Raw genomic sequence first — 14,856 nt, 5'->3', positions numbered from 1 at the left:
CGGTCCGGATCCGGTGGGGGTGGGCTGGCGGCCTCAGGCGGCCAGCGCGATGGGGCGTGGCGGTGCGGCGGCCGCCTGCGCGACGCCGTTGGCCTGGGGTTGGGCGCGGCGCAGCAGCTCGCGCGCCAGCAGGAACTCGGCACCCTGCCGTGCCGCCTCGGCCACGCGCTGGCGCAGGCCTTCACTGCGCAGCGTCAGGTCGGCGGCGTAGTCGGCTTCGGCCGCATAGACGGCCGAGGGCAGCGTCCACGCGCGGAAGAAGGCGAACAGCGGGCGCAGCTGCTCATCGACCACCAGCGCGTGGCGGTCACTACCGCCGTTGGCGGCCAGCAGCACCGGACGCTCCAGCAGCGCATCAGGCGGCACCAGATCGAACAGCTGCTTGAACAGGCCCGTGTAGCTGCCCTTGTAGACCGGACTGGCGACGATCACCAGATCGGCGCGTGCGATGGCCTGGATGGCGTCGCGCCAGGCCGGGCCGGGTTCGCTGCCGGCCCAGGGCTCGGCGGCGAGCGTGGCGCCATGCACCCAGCGCAGCTGCACCTCGGACGGCTGGCCGCTCAGGGCGGCGGTCTGCTGCTGCAGGGCCGTCTGCACGGCATCGCCGAGGGCGCCCGCCAGGGCCCGGGTGCGTGAGACCGCCGAAGTGCTGGCGGCGACGAGGGTGATCGAGAAGGTGCTCATGCTGCGGTGTCCAGGGTCGGATGCGGGAGGAACGGAAGCCGATGCGTCGCCGGCCGGCGACGTGGTGCAGCCAGTGTGGGCGTGGCCGGCGCTCCGCGCCAAATGCGCAAACCGTGGATGCTCATGCGGATCCTGGCCCGATGGGGCCACATGCGGTCTGCGCATGAGCAGCGCCGAACGCCGCATTTGGACCGCCAGGCGCCACGGGCGACGATGCGTCCACTCCCCGGGATGCCGGCTCCACCGGATCCGGCCCCGGCCCGGCCGCGGAACCCCGTACCGCCACCCACCGCACAAGGATTTGCCCGATGACCTCCTTCCTCAGCCGCCGACGCGCTCTGCAGTGGTCGGCCGCCAGCCTGGCCAGCGTCCACGCCGCCGGCCTGCAGGCCGCCCCCGCGGCCCGGCCGGCCATCGCCCCGCCGGTTCCGGCCGGCATCGATCTGTCCGGCATCACGCTGCGTGTGGGGGCCTACAAGGGCGGCTGGCGGGCGCTGCTGGGCGCGGCCGGTCTGCTGCAGACGCCCTACCGCATCGAGTGGCGTGAGCTCAACAACGGCGTACTGCACATCGAGGCACTCAACGGCGATGCGCTGGACATCGGATCCGGCAGCGAGATCCCGGCGCTGTTCGCCGCCCGCCAGAAAGCGCGCGTGCGCTTCATCGCGATCGCCCGTGAGGATCTGAACAACCAGGTGACCCTGGCCCGCAAGGACGCACCGATCCAGCGCATCGCCGACCTCAAGGGCCAGCGCGTGGGCTATGTGCGGGCCACCACCGCCCATTACTTCCTGGCCCGCCAGCTGGCCGAGGTGGGGCTGAGCTTCAACGACATCACGCCGGTCTCGCTGACGCCGGCCGATGGCCTGTCGGCCTTCGAGCGCGGCGATCTGGATGCGTGGGCGATCTACGGCTACAACGGCCAGATCGCCCGCCTGCGCTACGGTGCGCGCACCCTCAAGACGGGCGTTGGCTACCTCAGCGGCAATTTCCCCATCTACGCCAATCCGGCGGCGTTGGACGATGCCGCACGCCAGGCCGCCATCGGCGACTGGCTGCTGCGCCTGCGCGCGGCCTACCACTGGGCCAATGGCCGCTTCCTGGATCTGGCCCGCGCGCAGAACGCCGAGACCCGTGTGCCGGTGGGCGACCTGGTCGAGCTGTGGAACCGCCGCAGCACCGACTACGACCTGCGGGCCGTCGATGCCGCTGTCGTGCGGGGCCATCAGCAGGTGGCCGACACCTTCCTGCAGCTGGGGGTGCTGGACGGACCGGCCGCCGTGGCGCCGCTCTGGGATGGGCGTTATGGGGCGCTGCTGCGCGGCGCGGGCGCCGCGGCCAAGGCCGCCGCATGAGCACCGCCACCACCACCACCACCACCCGCAGCATCGCCAGCCAGTGGGATGCGCCCTTGCACGCCGCCCTGGTCGAGGCCGTGCCGGGCCTGACCATCGTGCCCGTCGGCCCGGGTCCTGGCTTTGACGGTCTGGCCGGCCTGCGCGACGCCACGGGCCGGCCGGTCGAGGTGCTGCTGGCACGCCCCTTCGCGCCTGCACAGCGCGATGCACCGCCGCCGGCCGGCTGGCCCTGGGGCCTGCGCTGGATCCAGCTGATCTCCGTCGGCCTGGACGGCTATCCCGCCTGGCTGCTGGCCACGCCGGGCGTGACGGTGTCGAATGCCCACGGCAGCTCGGCCGACACCATCGCCGACTTCGTGCTGGCCCATGTGCTGCGGGTGCAGGCACGGCTGGATGCCCGCCGCGTGCGTTCGCCGGAAGGCTGGCGTCTGCAGCCGGCCGCGGCACTGGCGGGCGCGCGCCTGGGCCTGGTGGGCTTCGGCGCCATCGGTCGGGCGGTCGCGCAGCGCGCGCTGGCGCTCGGCCTGCAGGTGCGTGCGGTGCGGCGCCAGGGCCTGCCCGATCTGCCTGGCGTCGACCCGGCCGCTGACGTGGCCGCGCTGGCCGCCTGGGCCGATCACCTGGTGCTGGCCACCCCGGGCGGCCCGGCCACCCGCCATCTGGTGGACGCCCGGGTGTTGCGTCAGGCCCGGCCGGGCCTGCACCTGATCAACATCGCCCGCGGCAGCCTGGTCGACACCGATGCGCTGTGCGAGGCGCTGGACAACGGCCGCGTCGGCGAGGCCTCGCTCGATGTCACCGAGCCCGAGCCCTTGCCGGCCGGCCACTGGCTGTACCGCCACCCGCGCGTGTGGCTGACGCCGCACACCAGCGCCATCGGGCCGCACGTGCAGCGTGCGCTGGTGGAGCTGACCGCCGAGGGCCTGCAGGCCTGGCACAACGGACGACCACCGGCCCATCGCGTCGATCCGCCCTGGCCGGCCGCGGCCTGAGCGCCGGCGCGGCGCGACCTCACCCCCGCCTTTCTTCCCGTTTTTCCACTGTCGCAGCTTGCGAGAGGCCAGACATCCGATGAACGCCGAGACCCTGTCCCTGAAGAACCGTGTCAGCGAAGCCGAATGGCACACCCGCGTGCAGCTGGCCGCCCTGTACCGCCTGAGCGCGCTCTACGGTTGGGATGATTTCCTCTACACCCACATCTCCGCCCGCGTGCCGGGTCCCGACCCCCACTTCCTGCTCAACCCCTATGGCCTGTGGTTCGAGGAGGTCACGGCCTCCAGCCTGGTCAAGGTGGATCTGGACGGGCAGGTCATCGACGGCCACTGGGGCATCAACCAGGCCGGCTACGTCATCCATTCGGCCCTCCATGCCGCACGCGAGGACGCGCATTTCATCGCCCACTTCCATACCGACGACGGCATGGCCGCCTCATCCCAGCGCTGCGGCCTGTTGCCGCTGAACCAGCGCGCGCTCACCGCCATCCCCGATCTGGCTTACCACGATTACGAGGGCATCGCCCTGCACCTGGACGAGCGCGAGCGCCTGGTCGAGGACCTGGGCCCGCGCCACCAGATGCTGCTGCGCAACCACGGCACGCTGGCCATCGGCCGCAGCGCGGCCCAGGTGTGGTCGCGCATCTACCAGCTGGAAAAGGCCTGCTCGGCCCAGGTGCGGGCCCTGGCCGCCGGCGAGGATGCCGTGCTGCTGGCGCCCGAGGCCGCCCAGGCCACCGTTGCCCGCCAGGTGGCCGGCCGTGGCGATGCACCGGGCCCGTCCGCCCGGGCCCATGACGACCTGCTGTGGCAGGCCATCTGGCGCAAGGTGCAGCGCCACAGCCCTGGATGTGACACGTGAGCGCCGACGGCTGTCGCCCGGCGATGCCGGCGCGCATCGTCATCATCGGCGCCGGCTTCAGCGGTGCGGTGCTGGCCGTGCAGTTGCTGCGTCAGGCGCGCACGGCGCTCGACATCACCCTGGTCAACGCCTCGGGCCGCATGGCCCGCGGGCTGGCCTACGGCACCGCCAGCCCCCAGCATCTGCTGAACGTGCCGGCCGCCCGCATGAGCGCCCTGGCCGACGATCCCGGGCACTTCCTGCGCTGGTGCCGCCGCACCGAGCCCCGCACCGCGCCCGAGGCGTTCGTCTCCCGCGAGCGCTACGGGGCCTATCTGGCGGATCTGCTGGACGCTGCGGCCACCACGGCCACCACGGCCACCACGGCCACCTCCGCCGACACCGGGCCGGGCCCGCACCGGCCACCGCCCACCCCCCCCGTCCACAGCCTGCACCGCCTCGTCGATCAGGCCCTGGCCGTGCGGCCCGCGCGGGATGGCTGGACCGTTCTGCTGGCACGGCAGCCGCCCCTGCCGGCCGACAGCGTGGTGCTGGCCTTCGGCCACTTCACCCCGGCGCTGCCCTTGACCGATGCGCAGGTCCGGGTGGCGGGGGCGCAGCTGGTGCCCGATCCTTGGCGGCCCGGCGCCTTGGCCCCGATCGGCCCGGACGACCCGGTGCTGCTGATCGGCACCGGCCTGACCGCGCTCGACGTCACGCTGAGCCTGCAGACGGCCCGCCGCCAGGCGCCCGTCATCGCCTGCTCGCGACGCGGTCTGCCACCCTGGGCCCAGCCCGAGATCCCGATGGACGAGGCGAGCGCCCGGCGCACGGTGGCCGAGGTGCTGCAGGCCGGCCCCTGCGACCGGGTGCCCGCGCTGCTCAGGCGCCTGCGGCAGCGCTTGCCGCCCCGGGCCGCTCGTCCGCTGCAGACCCCGGACGCCGCCGCCGCCTGCAACGCCGATCCTGGATCTGGCACCGGCACCGGCTCCAGTGCGCTCGACTGGCGCGCCCTGATCGCTGCCCTGCGCCCCGACACCGTCGCCCTCTGGCAAGGCCTGCCCGAGGCCGAGCGGCGGCGCTTCCTGCGCCATCTGCGTCCCTGGTGGGATGCCGGGCGCCATCTGTGCGCGCCGGTGTCCCATCAACGGTGGTGTCAGGCCATCGCACAGGGGCGGGTGCAGCTCCTGGCGGCCCGGGTGGTGGCGCTGGAGCGCGCCGGTGCCGACCTCGTCGTCAGCCTGGCCCCGCGCGGCGCCCTGCAGCCACCACTGCGCCACCGCGTCCGCTGGATCATCAACTGCACCGGGCCCGCATCCGATCCCCGCCGCACGACCGAGCCCCTGGTGCGCCAACTGCTGGCCGACGGCCTGATCCAGGCCGATGCACTGGGCCTGGGCATCACCACCGCGCCCGGCCCGGCCTGCCGGCCACTGGGCCGCGACGGCCGCACCCGACGCGGCCTGCACGCCATCGGCCCCCTGCTGCGCGCCGACCGCTGGGAAGCCACCGCCGTGCCCGAGCTGCGCACCCTGGCCCGCGACCTGGCCGGACAGATCCTGGCCGACCCCCGGGACCTGCCGCACCCGGATACCGGGCCGTGAGCAGGGCCATGACCGGGGCCCTGTCGCGCCCGACCCTCAGGCTGCCTGCCGCATCACCTCAGGGGCCTCCGGCCGCAGCTCCTCGACGGACAGCGACCGTGGCGCCGCCGGCTGCGCCCCGATCGGCTGCGTCCCGGCCAGCACGATCCCCGCCGCCTCGAAGCGGCGCAGGATGGCCAGGTGGATCTGGGTCAGCGCCCGGCTGCGCTTGTCGTGCGCGTCCGCGAGGTGATCCCCCTCATCGGCCGACCACGGTGCCACGGCGAACCACAGACACAACTCCAGATGTGAGGCGTCGATCCGCTCGAAGCCCGTGCGGCAGCGCTTGAGCAGCAGCGGCTGGTCGGTGACGATGTCGCGCAGGATGGCCAGACCCTGCTCGACCTTGTGCGCCGGCGTACCCGGGGCCAGGCGCAGGCGCAGCCACTGGTGCAGGCCCTCGGGGCCATCGTCACACGCCAGCACATGCCGCGTGAACAGATGGTTGGGCAGCCGCAGCACGCGATCCTGCGCATCACGCAGCGTGGTGCTGTGCAGGCCGACATGCTGCACCAGGCCCGACAGCCCCGCCACCTCGATGTGCTGACCCGGCCGGAACGGCCGCTGCACCAGCACCTGCAAGCCGCCCATCAGATTGGCCAACAGACCCTGCGCCGCCAAGGCCAGCGCCAGCCCGACCAGCCCGATGGCCCCCAGCACCGCCGACATCTGCACCCCCACCGTGCCCAAGGCCGTGGCCAGGCCCGCCGCCCACACCAGCGCGCGCACCATCAGCCGCAGCACCGACAGCCGGCGCAGATCGGCCGCACTGCCTGCTGCACGGCTGCCGCCGACCTTGTCAGTCCGCCCGGCACAGCCCGTGGCCAGCCGCGCATGCAGCGCATCGACCGCCGCCGTCAGCGCCCAGGCCAGCGCCATCACCTGCGCGAACCGCACACCCTGCTCCAGGAACTGGGCGACGTGCGGCGGCAGATCCAGCAGGCTCAACCCACCCTGCAGGCCGACCAGCAACGTGGCCAGCCGCAACCCCGGCGCCGAACGCGCCAGCGCATCCTGCGCCAGCGGCCGACGCGCCGGCCGCAGCACCGCCCGCAACACGGCCACCACCAGCCGCCCGGCCAGCCAGCCCGAGCCAGCCGCCGCCACGGCCAGCAGCCACAGCGCAACCGGATTGCCCAAGACCGAGTCCTGCAGAACGGAGATCATCATCGTGACGGGCGCGAAGGCCCGGGCAAGCGCAGCGGGGCACGCGCGACACGCTCCGGCCGGCCGGGATCGGACACCGATCACCTCAGGAAGACCGGACGCCGCTGACTTCGTGCGTCTGCCGGAATTGTCCGACCCGGACGCCGGGGTGGGGGCTGACTAACTTGGGGTTGACGCGGGGAGAGACCGGCGGCGTGATGGTGGGTGGATCGTCGGTGGGGCCCCGCGGATGCGGGGGCGCCGTGCGAGGGCGCGCCTGGCCGATGCCCGACATACCGCCGCCGGGTGCGGCCGGGTGCGGGCTCGCTCACCGCTCGCTCAGCGCCGCTCGCACCACCGCCAGCCCCAGCTCTGCCACGTCCCGCGTCGTGATGTCGCGCCACAGCACGCGGCCGGAGGCCAGGCGGCGGCGCGGCGGGGGCGGCGCGCCCTCGGTGGGCGGAAGCACGGCCAGCAGCCGGGCCGCAGCGCCGGGCTCGAAGGCCAGGGCGTGCAGGTCGGCGTCCAGCCCGGACAGCTTGACGGACACCGGCGGTGCGGCGCGGGCCGCCCACTGGCGCAGATGGGATTGCACATGCCGGGCCTCGTGGGCCGCCTTGAGGCGTGCGTGGGCTGGATCCGGGTGGCAGCCGAAGCCCAGCGCGCACCAGGGCGGCGCTGGCTGCAGGCGGACCGCGGCGGCCACGTGCAGCGCCTGCCGGCCGAGCCGCACGTGGGCCAGCGTCCAGGCGCGCTCGTCCGTGTGCTCCGGCACGCTCGGTCCGCCGCCCGGGGTGGCGCGGCCGCGGTGTCCACGCAGCAGCTGGTCCAGCCAGGGCATCACCACCCAACGCTCGATCAGCTCGGCCACGGCCCGTCCTCGGGCGTCGTCGATGTCGCGACCGCAGGCCAGGCCGACGGAGTCGCCGTCGTGGAAGTGTCCGCCGATGCCGAAGGGCAGGTAGACCCGCTCCGCCGGGATCCAGACCGGAGTCCCACCGCCCAGCCGCCGCATCACGACCTGCCGATCGCTGGCGGTCGGCCCTGCGCCCGCCGTGGCGGGCCGCCGCCGGCGGCCGCGCAGCGCCTGTGGTGCCCAGAAGCCGGCGCAGTAGCGCTCCAGCGCCTCGCAGACGGCCAGAGTGAGGGCCGTGTCCGGATCCGCGGCGGTGGCCGTGCCGTGGCACAGCACGGCGATGCCGGCGGTGCCGGGCGTGGCCTGGCCCTGCGCGATGGCTGTCCAGTGCCCGTCCGGGGCGGGTGAGAGCTGCAGCGCACGGATCAGGCCGGTGTGGCTGCCGATGGCGGCGCGCACGTCCGGCAGCCCGTCCGTGCCGCAGCGGATGGCCGCGGAGGGGGGGGCCTGGGGGCTCGTGCCGGCGGCCGGGCCATGGCCGGCCCCTGCCGACGCACGGGTGCCGAAAGGTCCGATGCCGCAGTGGCGGTCGCAGTCGGCCGGCGGCAGGAAGGGCTGCGGTGGGTGGCCCTCTCTCAGCTGATGTCGGTGCAGTGCCGACAGCCGGCCGTCCTGCGCGCCGGCCTCGTCCAGCGGCAGCAGGCTCAGTTCGCCGGGCGGGTGCGGGCTGGCCTCGCGGCGGCGGCTGAAGCAGGCCAGGCAGTCGCTGCTCGGCAGCAGCGGGCCGAAGGCGGTGGCGCTGCCATCGACGGCCCGCTCGCGTACCAGGTAGCCGGCCATCCGCTCCATGGCCGGCGCCTGACGACCGGACTCAGGCGTCGACATGCAGCGTGGCCCGGATGCGGTCCAGTGTGGGCGCGTCCATGCCGAGCACGGCGGCCAGATCGTCCCAGCCCGCCACGCGGGGCCGGCGGGCCAGGATGCGGGCGGTGATCGGCCGGATGCCGCAGGCCGCGCAACGCACCAGCAGCTCGATGCCGGACAGCGGAAAGGGCATGTTGCCGGCCCCGGCAGTGGTGGGCGCGGTGGTGGGTGCGGGGGCGGGCGCCGGGTGGGCGCCGGACGCGGGCCCGGGTGCCGGCGGCAGAGCCGGTGGGGGCGGCGCCTGTGGCGGTCGAGGGGGGGAAGACGGCTGTGGCGCAGGGATGGGCGTGGGGGCGGGCGTGGGGGCGCCATCGGTGGCCAGCAGACGCAGCGCCTGCAGATCGGGAATGCGTTGGCCGTCCAGCGTGCGGGCGCTGTCCTCGATCCAGCGGCGGATGTGGGCGGCCGGCAGCTCGGGGCGCCGGGCCCACAGCCGGGCGGCGATGGCCGCCACCTGCGGCGCGGCGAACGAGGTGCCGGTGCGGGCCGCCGTGCCGCCGCCGGGCACGCCGCAGCGCAGCGGCTGCTGGACGGTGCCGCCCGGGCCCATCAGGTCGACCTGGGGCGACACATTGCTGTAGGCCGCGCGACGACCTTGCGCGTCCACCGCCCCGACCGACAGCGTGGATGCATAGTCGGACGGAAAGTGGCCGCTGCCGTCCGTCCGTCCCTCGTTGCCCGAGGAGCACACGACGAGCGCACCGGCCGCATCCAGCGCCTCGATGGCGGAGCGGATCAGGCCCACGTCGCCCGCGGTGCGCCAGCTGATGTTGACGACCCAGCGCTCGCCAGCCTGCAGGCGCGGCAGCAGGCTCAGCAGCGCGGCGCGGCGGCTGGCGTAGCTCAGCGGGCTGGCCTGCAGCTCCACCTTCAGCACCGTCAGCGAGCAGCCCGGCGCCAGACCCCGTATGCCGTCGTGGCCGTTGCCCACCAGCATGCTGGCCACGCTGGTGCCGTGGCCCAGCGCGTCGTCCGGGCCGTCACCGCTGAAGTCCAGCACGGCGCGGTGCGCGGACGGATCCGGGGCGCTCAGGCAGGGATGGTCGAGCGCCGCGCCACTGTCGACGCAGGCCAGATGGATGGCGGCATCGCCGGCCTCACGGCTCGGCCAGGCCTGGGCGCGCAGCAGGGCCAGATGCCAGGGCAGATCCGGGTTCTCGGTCGCCTCGGCCGGGGCGGTACCGGATGCTGCCGTCGTGGCATCGGGTGGGTTGACCGCAAGGCGGTCCGGCGCATGGGCTTCGGCCTGCGGCTCGACGTCGTCGAAGCCCAGCCAGGCCGGCTCCGCCAGCTCGATGGACGGGGCCGCGTTCAGCGCCATCAGCGCCGATGACAGGGCGGCCAGGCCGTGGCGCCCATCGCCCAGCGCGGCCACGAACAGGCCCCGCGCCGCGCTGACATGCACCGGGCGCAGGTCCAGCGTGCGCAGCAGGCTCTGCAGTTGCAGGTCCTCGACGTCGACCCGGGCCTGCACCATCACGTAGCCGGGATGCAGGTAGCAGCGCTGGTGACGCTCGTCGACGAAGGCCGGGAAGGCCACGCCGTCCATCGACTCGATGTCCTGCCGCCGCGGTGGCGTGGGCTGTCGCATGCAGCGCGGGCGCCGGCGGGTCACAGGGGCGGCGCGCTGGCGGCCCGGCCCGGTCACGGTCGCCGCCTCGGCGTCGTCGTGGGCCGGCGGCGGGCTGTCGATCACCCATTCCGCTGGATCGGCCTGCAGCGTGCGCACGGTGCCGGTCGAGGGATCGACCCAGGACAGCGGGCTGATCACGCAGCCCGCCGCCAGCCGTGCCGAGGCGGGATCCGACAGGCCGGCCTGGATGGCTGCGTCCTCCAGCTGATAGTGGGGCCGGCTGGCGCGCAGCCGCTCGGCTTCCTCCGGGCTCAGGCCCAGATCGACCAGGTCCTGTGCATCGGCCAGATTGAGGTCGATGCGCGGACGGTGAGGGTGCGGCAGGGCGTCCGTCATGGTCAGGGCGTGGTGGCGTAGAGGTCGAACAGCGGCGCCAGGCCGCAGCAGGTGCGTGCGCCGTCACCCCCGCGCACGTAGCGCTCATGCGGACAGCCGCCCTGGCAGAGCGCCTGATGGCGGCAGGCGCCGGGCACCGGCGCCGAGGCCGCGGCCCGGCGGGCGATCGCCTGGGCCTGCGGCCCGGTCAACAGGCGGGCCAGGCTGTCCGCATGCAGACTGCCGAACTCGTAGTCCGCATCGCCGGTGTACTTGTCGCAGTGGGTCACCCGGCCATCGGCCTCGATGGCGATGAAGCTGCCCACGCAGTTGCCGCCCAGCTCGCAGAAGTCCGACGGTCGGCCTGCGACGAGCCGGCGCACGGCCTCCAGCTCGCGCACCGCCACCACCGAGCCGCCCTCGGCCCCCGCCTGCCGTGCACAGCGCGCGAAGTCGACCAGGAAGCCGACGAAGCGCTGATGGTCAACCCCGTCGGTCCGCCCCGGTGCGGGCCGTTGGGGGATCAGGCCGACGTCGAGCAGCCCGTCCGCACAGAGGCGCTCATGCAGCCAGGCCGGGCCATGGTCCAGCACCTCGGGCGTGACCACCATCAGCACGCCGGACAACAGGCCGTGCTCGCGCAGGCGCCGCAGGCCCGCCATCGCGCGGGCGTGGCTGCCACGGCCCAGGGCGTCCGGCCGGCTGCGGTCGTGCAGTGCCTGTGGGCCGTCGATGCTGACCGAGGCGCGGATGCCGAAGGTCTGCAGCAAGGCCAGCCATTCGTCGTCGATCAGCGTGCCGTTGGTCTGCAGGTGGTTGTGCACGCGCTGGCCGGGCAGGGCCAGATGGGCCTGCAGCGCCAGCAGACGCAACAGGCCGCGCCGGCCCAGCATCAGCGGCTCGCCGCCATGCAGCACGAAGTCGACCACGCCCTTGCCCAACTGCAGTACCTGTTCGACCGCGCGCAGCACCAGCGGCAGCGCGGCATGGGACTGCGGATCGGCGCTCCAGTCGTGACAATAGACGCAGCGCAGATTGCACAGGCGGGTGAGCTTGAGGATCACGCACAGATAGCCCTCGTAGTGCGAGCGCTGGCCGGCGACCAGGCGCAGCCGTGCCGGCTCGAGCGGGCGTGTCTCACGCGGGGCCTGCAGCAGCGCGATCTCGTCGGCTGTGAACAGCGTGGCCAGCGGCACCGTCACCAGCGCCCAGAACGGCTGCCAGGCGCGCAGCAGACAGGTCTGCAGCAGCGCCTGCAGCGCCGGGTCCGCGTCTGCCACGGCGTCGAGGAAGCGGCGGCACCAGACCAGGCCCTGTAGCTGGTGCTCGTCCGGCAGCCAGGTCAGCAGCTCGCCCGGCGCATCCGGCAGCACCGACGCTCCGGGCGCCACGGCGTGACCTAGCAGGGATTCGAAGCGGTCCAGGCGTCGCAGCAGGTCGGCGGTCAGGGGATGGGGCAGCCGCTCCTGCAGCCAGCGGCGGGCCGCCATGGTGTCCGGTCGGGCGTCTTCGGACGACCGGGTGGCGGGCGGCGCGATGTCGGCGCGCACCGACCCATCGCGCATCAGCAGCGTCCGCGGGCTCATGTGGCGGCCCTCTGCGGCAGGGCCAGCGCGAGCGCCAGCGTGTCCTCGCGCATCATCAGCCCCTGTTCGTCGAAGGCCGCCACCGCCTCGTCGATGCGTGCGGCCGCCAGTCCGGTGGCGCGGGCGGCGGCCTCGATGCTGGTGGGCTGCGCCATGAACGCCTGGTAGATGGTCGCCAGGTCGCCGTCGAGCTCGTACATGCCGCTGCGGCCGGGGTCCCGCAGATCGGTCAGGCGCAGGTGTCCGGGCGCGCTCAGCGCGTGCAGCCGCGGCACGTCCGGCCCGCGCTGTGCCGCCCGCCAGTGCTCGACCGCTTCGGCCAGCGGCTCGAACACGCTGTCGTGCAGCGCACCCTCGACGCGGTAATCGAAGAAATAGGCGGACCGCGAGAGGTCGATCGAGCGCGGATAGACCTGGGCATAGGACGCCGTCGGTCGCACATCGGTGACCCCGAGCAGCTCGCGCTGGGTGTAGAGCGGACTGAAGCGCTCCATCCACAGGCGGCCGCAGCCATCGGGTGGCTGCAGATGGCGCAACCGTGGCAGCAGCGCCAGCTGCTCGGCGTAGTGGGCCTCCTGCTCGCCCGGAAAGCCCCACAGCAGGTTCCAGCTGACCCGGATGCCGTGGTGGCGGCACCAGCGTAGCAGATTCACGTTGTGGATCGCGCGCACGCCCTTGCGCATCAGCTTGAGCACCGGGCTGGACAACGATTCGATGCCCGGCTGGATGCGCCGGATGCCGGCCCGTGCCAGGGCCGCGATCTGCTCGGGCTTGAGGTTGCTCTTGACCTCGTAGAAGACGTTCCAGCTCGCCCCCAGCCGCTCCATCTCGGGCAGCACCGTCTGGAAGTAGGACATGTCGATGATGTTGTCCACCGTCTCGACATGGAAGCTGCGGTAGCGCCGCGACAGGCTGCTGACCTCATCGAGGAAGCGCTGCGGCGACTTGGAGCGAAAGCGCATCGAGCCCGCGTTCAGCCCGCAGAACACGCAGTGGTGCTTCTCGCCCCACCAGCAGCCCCGTGCGCCCTCGACCGGCAGGTCCACCGCCCGTCCGGCCTGGCCGTCGAAGAAGCCCAGGCGCTCAGCGCGGCTGAAGTATTCGTCGTAGTCGGGCAGGGGCAGTTCGTCCAGGCGCTCGAACGGGCCCTGGGATGGCGTGTGACGCACGCTGCCGTCCGGCCGTCTGGACGCGATGCCGGGCACCGCGCCGGCATCCCCGCCCGACGCCATGGCCTGCAACCACAGGGGAAAGCTGATGTCGGCCTCGCCGATGGCGGCGTAGTCGACGGCGGGCACGCTGCGCACGTATTCCAGCCCCATCACGTCATCGAAGTTGGCGCCGCCGAACAGTGTCGTGAGGCCGTCCGCGGCGGCCTTCAGGCGATCGGCGAGCGCGAAGGCTGGCGTGTTCTGCTGGAACGTGGAGGTGAAGGCCACGACCGGTGCATCCAGCGCCAGCACGGCTGCCGTGCAGGCCTGCAGGTAGGCGGGGACCAGCACGTCGCGCAGCCGCAGCAGCCAGGCGCACGCATCGTCGATGCCGAGTGCCTGCAGTTCGTCGAGGAAGGCGGGTGCCAGCTCGTCCAGCAGGCAGGCCTGGGGATCCGGTGCGTCGGCACCGAAGGCGGCCACCGAGAACAACCAGTCGCTGAGTTGCACGCCGCGGTGCTGGCACAGCAGCTCGTAGCGCTCGCGCCCGACCAGGACCGCGAAGTCCAGGTTCAGGTGCAGCGTGTGGCAGGTCCAGCCCGCCCGTTCGGCCAGCCCCTTGAGCAGGCCGGCCTGCAATGAAGGGCGTCTGGCGGACGCGAAGGGCAGATTGACGATGACGATGCGGGCCATGCGGAGCTCCCTGCGTGGACGCCAGACGCCTGGGGCGGCGGCTCAGCGGTACTGCTTGAGGCCGGGGATCTTGGACAGACCCACCTTGTCCGCCGGATTCAGCTTGTTGTAGTCCTTGGACCAGGACACGCAGGCCACGCCGACGCCGATGGAATCCGACACCGGGCCGGCCGGATCGCTGATGCCCGGCAGGGTCTTGAAGGCATCCTTCAGGCCCACCGAGAGGGCCGGCAGGCGCGTGCTCTGCGTCAGCACGGCCCGTTCGGTCACGCCTTCGGTGTCGGCCTCGGCATGGCCGGCCTCCAGCGTGGCACCGGCGGTGCTGATCAGGCCCAGAAGCACGGCGTGCTCCTCCGGGCTCAGGACTTCCGCGAACTCGTCGAGCTTGCGGCCGAGTGATTGGACGGTACGGACGTCCAGGGTGCTGTCGCTCATGTGAGACTCCAGGATCGGTGAAGACGATGCGATGGCGACCGGAGGCCTGCTGGCAGCGGATGACATCGCACGCGGGCCGGACAGGCGCAGAACGCATGTCCGGAGACCACCGGACACAGGCGACGGGTCATCTGTTGTTGGACGCGTCGCCATGGCGCCAGGTGTGCGAACGAATCTAGTCCGAACGCATCGCTGGAGAATCCACCGCAGAGGTGAGCGGCCCACCGCGTGCCGGCCGAGCGTCAGTGAAGAAGATGAAGCCACGGCATGGGCGAGTGCACCAGCGATCTGATCCTGTGGCCGTGTGCGGGACGGCGTGTCATGTTCCCGGATGGTCCTCCTCCGATTCGATTCGTCGCGACGAATTCTTCCGCTTCAATGAGGGCAGGGCGGATGGCCCGGGTAGGCGATCAGCCCGGGGCCAAGCTCCCCACTGCTTCAATGAGGCCGGGGCACATGGCTCCGGATGGTCCTCCTCTGATTCGATTCGTCGCGACGAATTCTTCCGCTTCAATGAGGGCAGGGCGGATGGCCCGGGTAGGCGATCAGCCCGGGGCCAAGCTCCCCACTGCTTCAATGAGGCCGGGGCACATGGCTCC

11 protein-coding genes are annotated in these 14,856 nt (G+C 73.1%); 4 read left to right on the top strand and 7 right to left on the bottom strand.

What is annotated here, in order from left to right; all coding sequences use genetic code 11:
• Positions 1-33 precede the first annotated feature (33 nt).
• Positions 34-684 (bottom strand): NAD(P)H-dependent oxidoreductase, encoded by a 651-nt coding sequence (locus AACH11_RS12720; RefSeq protein WP_341374611.1) that lies wholly within the window; start codon positions 682-684, stop codon positions 34-36.
• Positions 685-992: 308 nt separating this feature from the next.
• Between AACH11_RS12720 and AACH11_RS12715 the strand changes: the two genes are divergently transcribed.
• The 4 genes from AACH11_RS12715 to AACH11_RS12700 all read left to right on the top strand — a co-directional run bounded on the left by AACH11_RS12715 (position 993) and on the right by AACH11_RS12700 (position 5,479).
• On the top strand, positions 993-2,039 hold the full coding sequence (locus AACH11_RS12715) for an ABC transporter substrate-binding protein (RefSeq protein WP_341374610.1): 1,047 nt from the start codon (positions 993-995) through the stop codon (positions 2,037-2,039).
• Complete coding sequence (locus AACH11_RS12710) at positions 2,036-3,034, top strand: NAD(P)-dependent oxidoreductase (protein ID WP_341374609.1); 999 nt, start codon at positions 2,036-2,038, stop codon at positions 3,032-3,034. Before AACH11_RS12715 ends, AACH11_RS12710 begins: the two co-directional genes overlap by 4 nt.
• A gap of 79 nt (positions 3,035-3,113) precedes the next feature.
• Entirely contained in the window at positions 3,114-3,896 is a 783-nt protein-coding gene (locus AACH11_RS12705) for a class II aldolase/adducin family protein (RefSeq protein ID WP_341374608.1), read from the top strand.
• The gene (locus AACH11_RS12700) at positions 3,893-5,479 is read left to right on the top strand and encodes an FAD/NAD(P)-binding protein (RefSeq protein ID WP_341374607.1); all 1,587 of its coding nucleotides are present in this window, start codon (positions 3,893-3,895) and stop codon (positions 5,477-5,479) included. The genes AACH11_RS12705 and AACH11_RS12700 overlap by 4 nt, the downstream gene beginning before the upstream one ends.
• A gap of 36 nt (positions 5,480-5,515) precedes the next feature.
• On the opposite strand, the gene AACH11_RS12695 is transcribed toward AACH11_RS12700, so the two are convergent.
• The 6 genes from AACH11_RS12695 to AACH11_RS12670 all read right to left on the bottom strand — a co-directional run bounded on the left by AACH11_RS12695 (position 5,516) and on the right by AACH11_RS12670 (position 14,257).
• Positions 5,516-6,688, bottom strand: a complete 1,173-nt coding sequence (locus AACH11_RS12695) for a mechanosensitive ion channel family protein (protein WP_341374606.1) — start codon at positions 6,686-6,688, stop codon at positions 5,516-5,518.
• Between the two features lie 304 nt (positions 6,689-6,992).
• Complete coding sequence (locus AACH11_RS12690) at positions 6,993-8,405, bottom strand: YcaO-like family protein (protein ID WP_341374605.1); 1,413 nt, start codon at positions 8,403-8,405, stop codon at positions 6,993-6,995.
• Positions 8,392-10,413, bottom strand: a complete 2,022-nt coding sequence (locus AACH11_RS12685) for a S8 family peptidase (RefSeq protein ID WP_341374604.1) — start codon at positions 10,411-10,413, stop codon at positions 8,392-8,394. The genes AACH11_RS12690 and AACH11_RS12685 overlap by 14 nt, the downstream gene beginning before the upstream one ends.
• Positions 10,414-10,415: 2 nt before the next feature.
• On the bottom strand, positions 10,416-11,978 hold the full coding sequence (locus tag AACH11_RS12680) for a radical SAM/SPASM domain-containing protein (RefSeq protein WP_341374603.1): 1,563 nt from the start codon (positions 11,976-11,978) through the stop codon (positions 10,416-10,418).
• Positions 11,975-13,822, bottom strand: coding sequence for a RiPP maturation radical SAM C-methyltransferase (locus AACH11_RS12675; protein ID WP_341374602.1), 1,848 nt, complete (start codon positions 13,820-13,822; stop codon positions 11,975-11,977). The genes AACH11_RS12680 and AACH11_RS12675 overlap by 4 nt, the downstream gene beginning before the upstream one ends.
• Before the next feature lie 42 nt (positions 13,823-13,864).
• Positions 13,865-14,257: a hypothetical protein gene (locus tag AACH11_RS12670; RefSeq protein ID WP_341374601.1), complete on the bottom strand. Its 393-nt coding sequence runs from the start codon at positions 14,255-14,257 to the stop codon at positions 13,865-13,867.
• Positions 14,258-14,856: the final 599 nt, after the last annotated feature.

It is taken from the genome of Pseudaquabacterium rugosum (genome assembly GCF_038066575.1).
Lineage (GTDB): Bacteria > Pseudomonadota > Gammaproteobacteria > Burkholderiales > Burkholderiaceae_C > Pseudaquabacterium > Pseudaquabacterium rugosum.
Note: the sequence above shows the minus strand (reverse complement) of the source record. Positions and strands in the feature narration are given on the sequence as shown.

Bases quoted from the DNA above. Each gene is read 5' to 3' on its own strand.
- AACH11_RS12720 (WP_341374611.1), bottom strand. From the start codon at position 684: ATGAGCACCTTCTCGATCACCCTCGTCGCCGCCAGCACTTCGGCGGTC.
- AACH11_RS12715 (WP_341374610.1), top strand. From the start codon at position 993: ATGACCTCCTTCCTCAGCCGCCGACGCGCTCTGCAGTGGTCGGCCGCC.
- AACH11_RS12710 (WP_341374609.1), top strand. From the start codon at position 2,036: ATGAGCACCGCCACCACCACCACCACCACCCGCAGCATCGCCAGCCAG.
- AACH11_RS12705 (WP_341374608.1), top strand. From the start codon at position 3,114: ATGAACGCCGAGACCCTGTCCCTGAAGAACCGTGTCAGCGAAGCCGAA.
- AACH11_RS12695 (WP_341374606.1), bottom strand. From the start codon at position 6,688: ATGATGATCTCCGTTCTGCAGGACTCGGTCTTGGGCAATCCGGTTGCG.
- AACH11_RS12690 (WP_341374605.1), bottom strand. From the start codon at position 8,405: ATGTCGACGCCTGAGTCCGGTCGTCAGGCGCCGGCCATGGAGCGGATG.
- AACH11_RS12685 (WP_341374604.1), bottom strand. From the start codon at position 10,413: ATGACGGACGCCCTGCCGCACCCTCACCGTCCGCGCATCGACCTCAAT.
- AACH11_RS12680 (WP_341374603.1), bottom strand. From the start codon at position 11,978: ATGAGCCCGCGGACGCTGCTGATGCGCGATGGGTCGGTGCGCGCCGAC.
- AACH11_RS12675 (WP_341374602.1), bottom strand. From the start codon at position 13,822: ATGGCCCGCATCGTCATCGTCAATCTGCCCTTCGCGTCCGCCAGACGC.
- AACH11_RS12670 (WP_341374601.1), bottom strand. From the start codon at position 14,257: ATGAGCGACAGCACCCTGGACGTCCGTACCGTCCAATCACTCGGCCGC.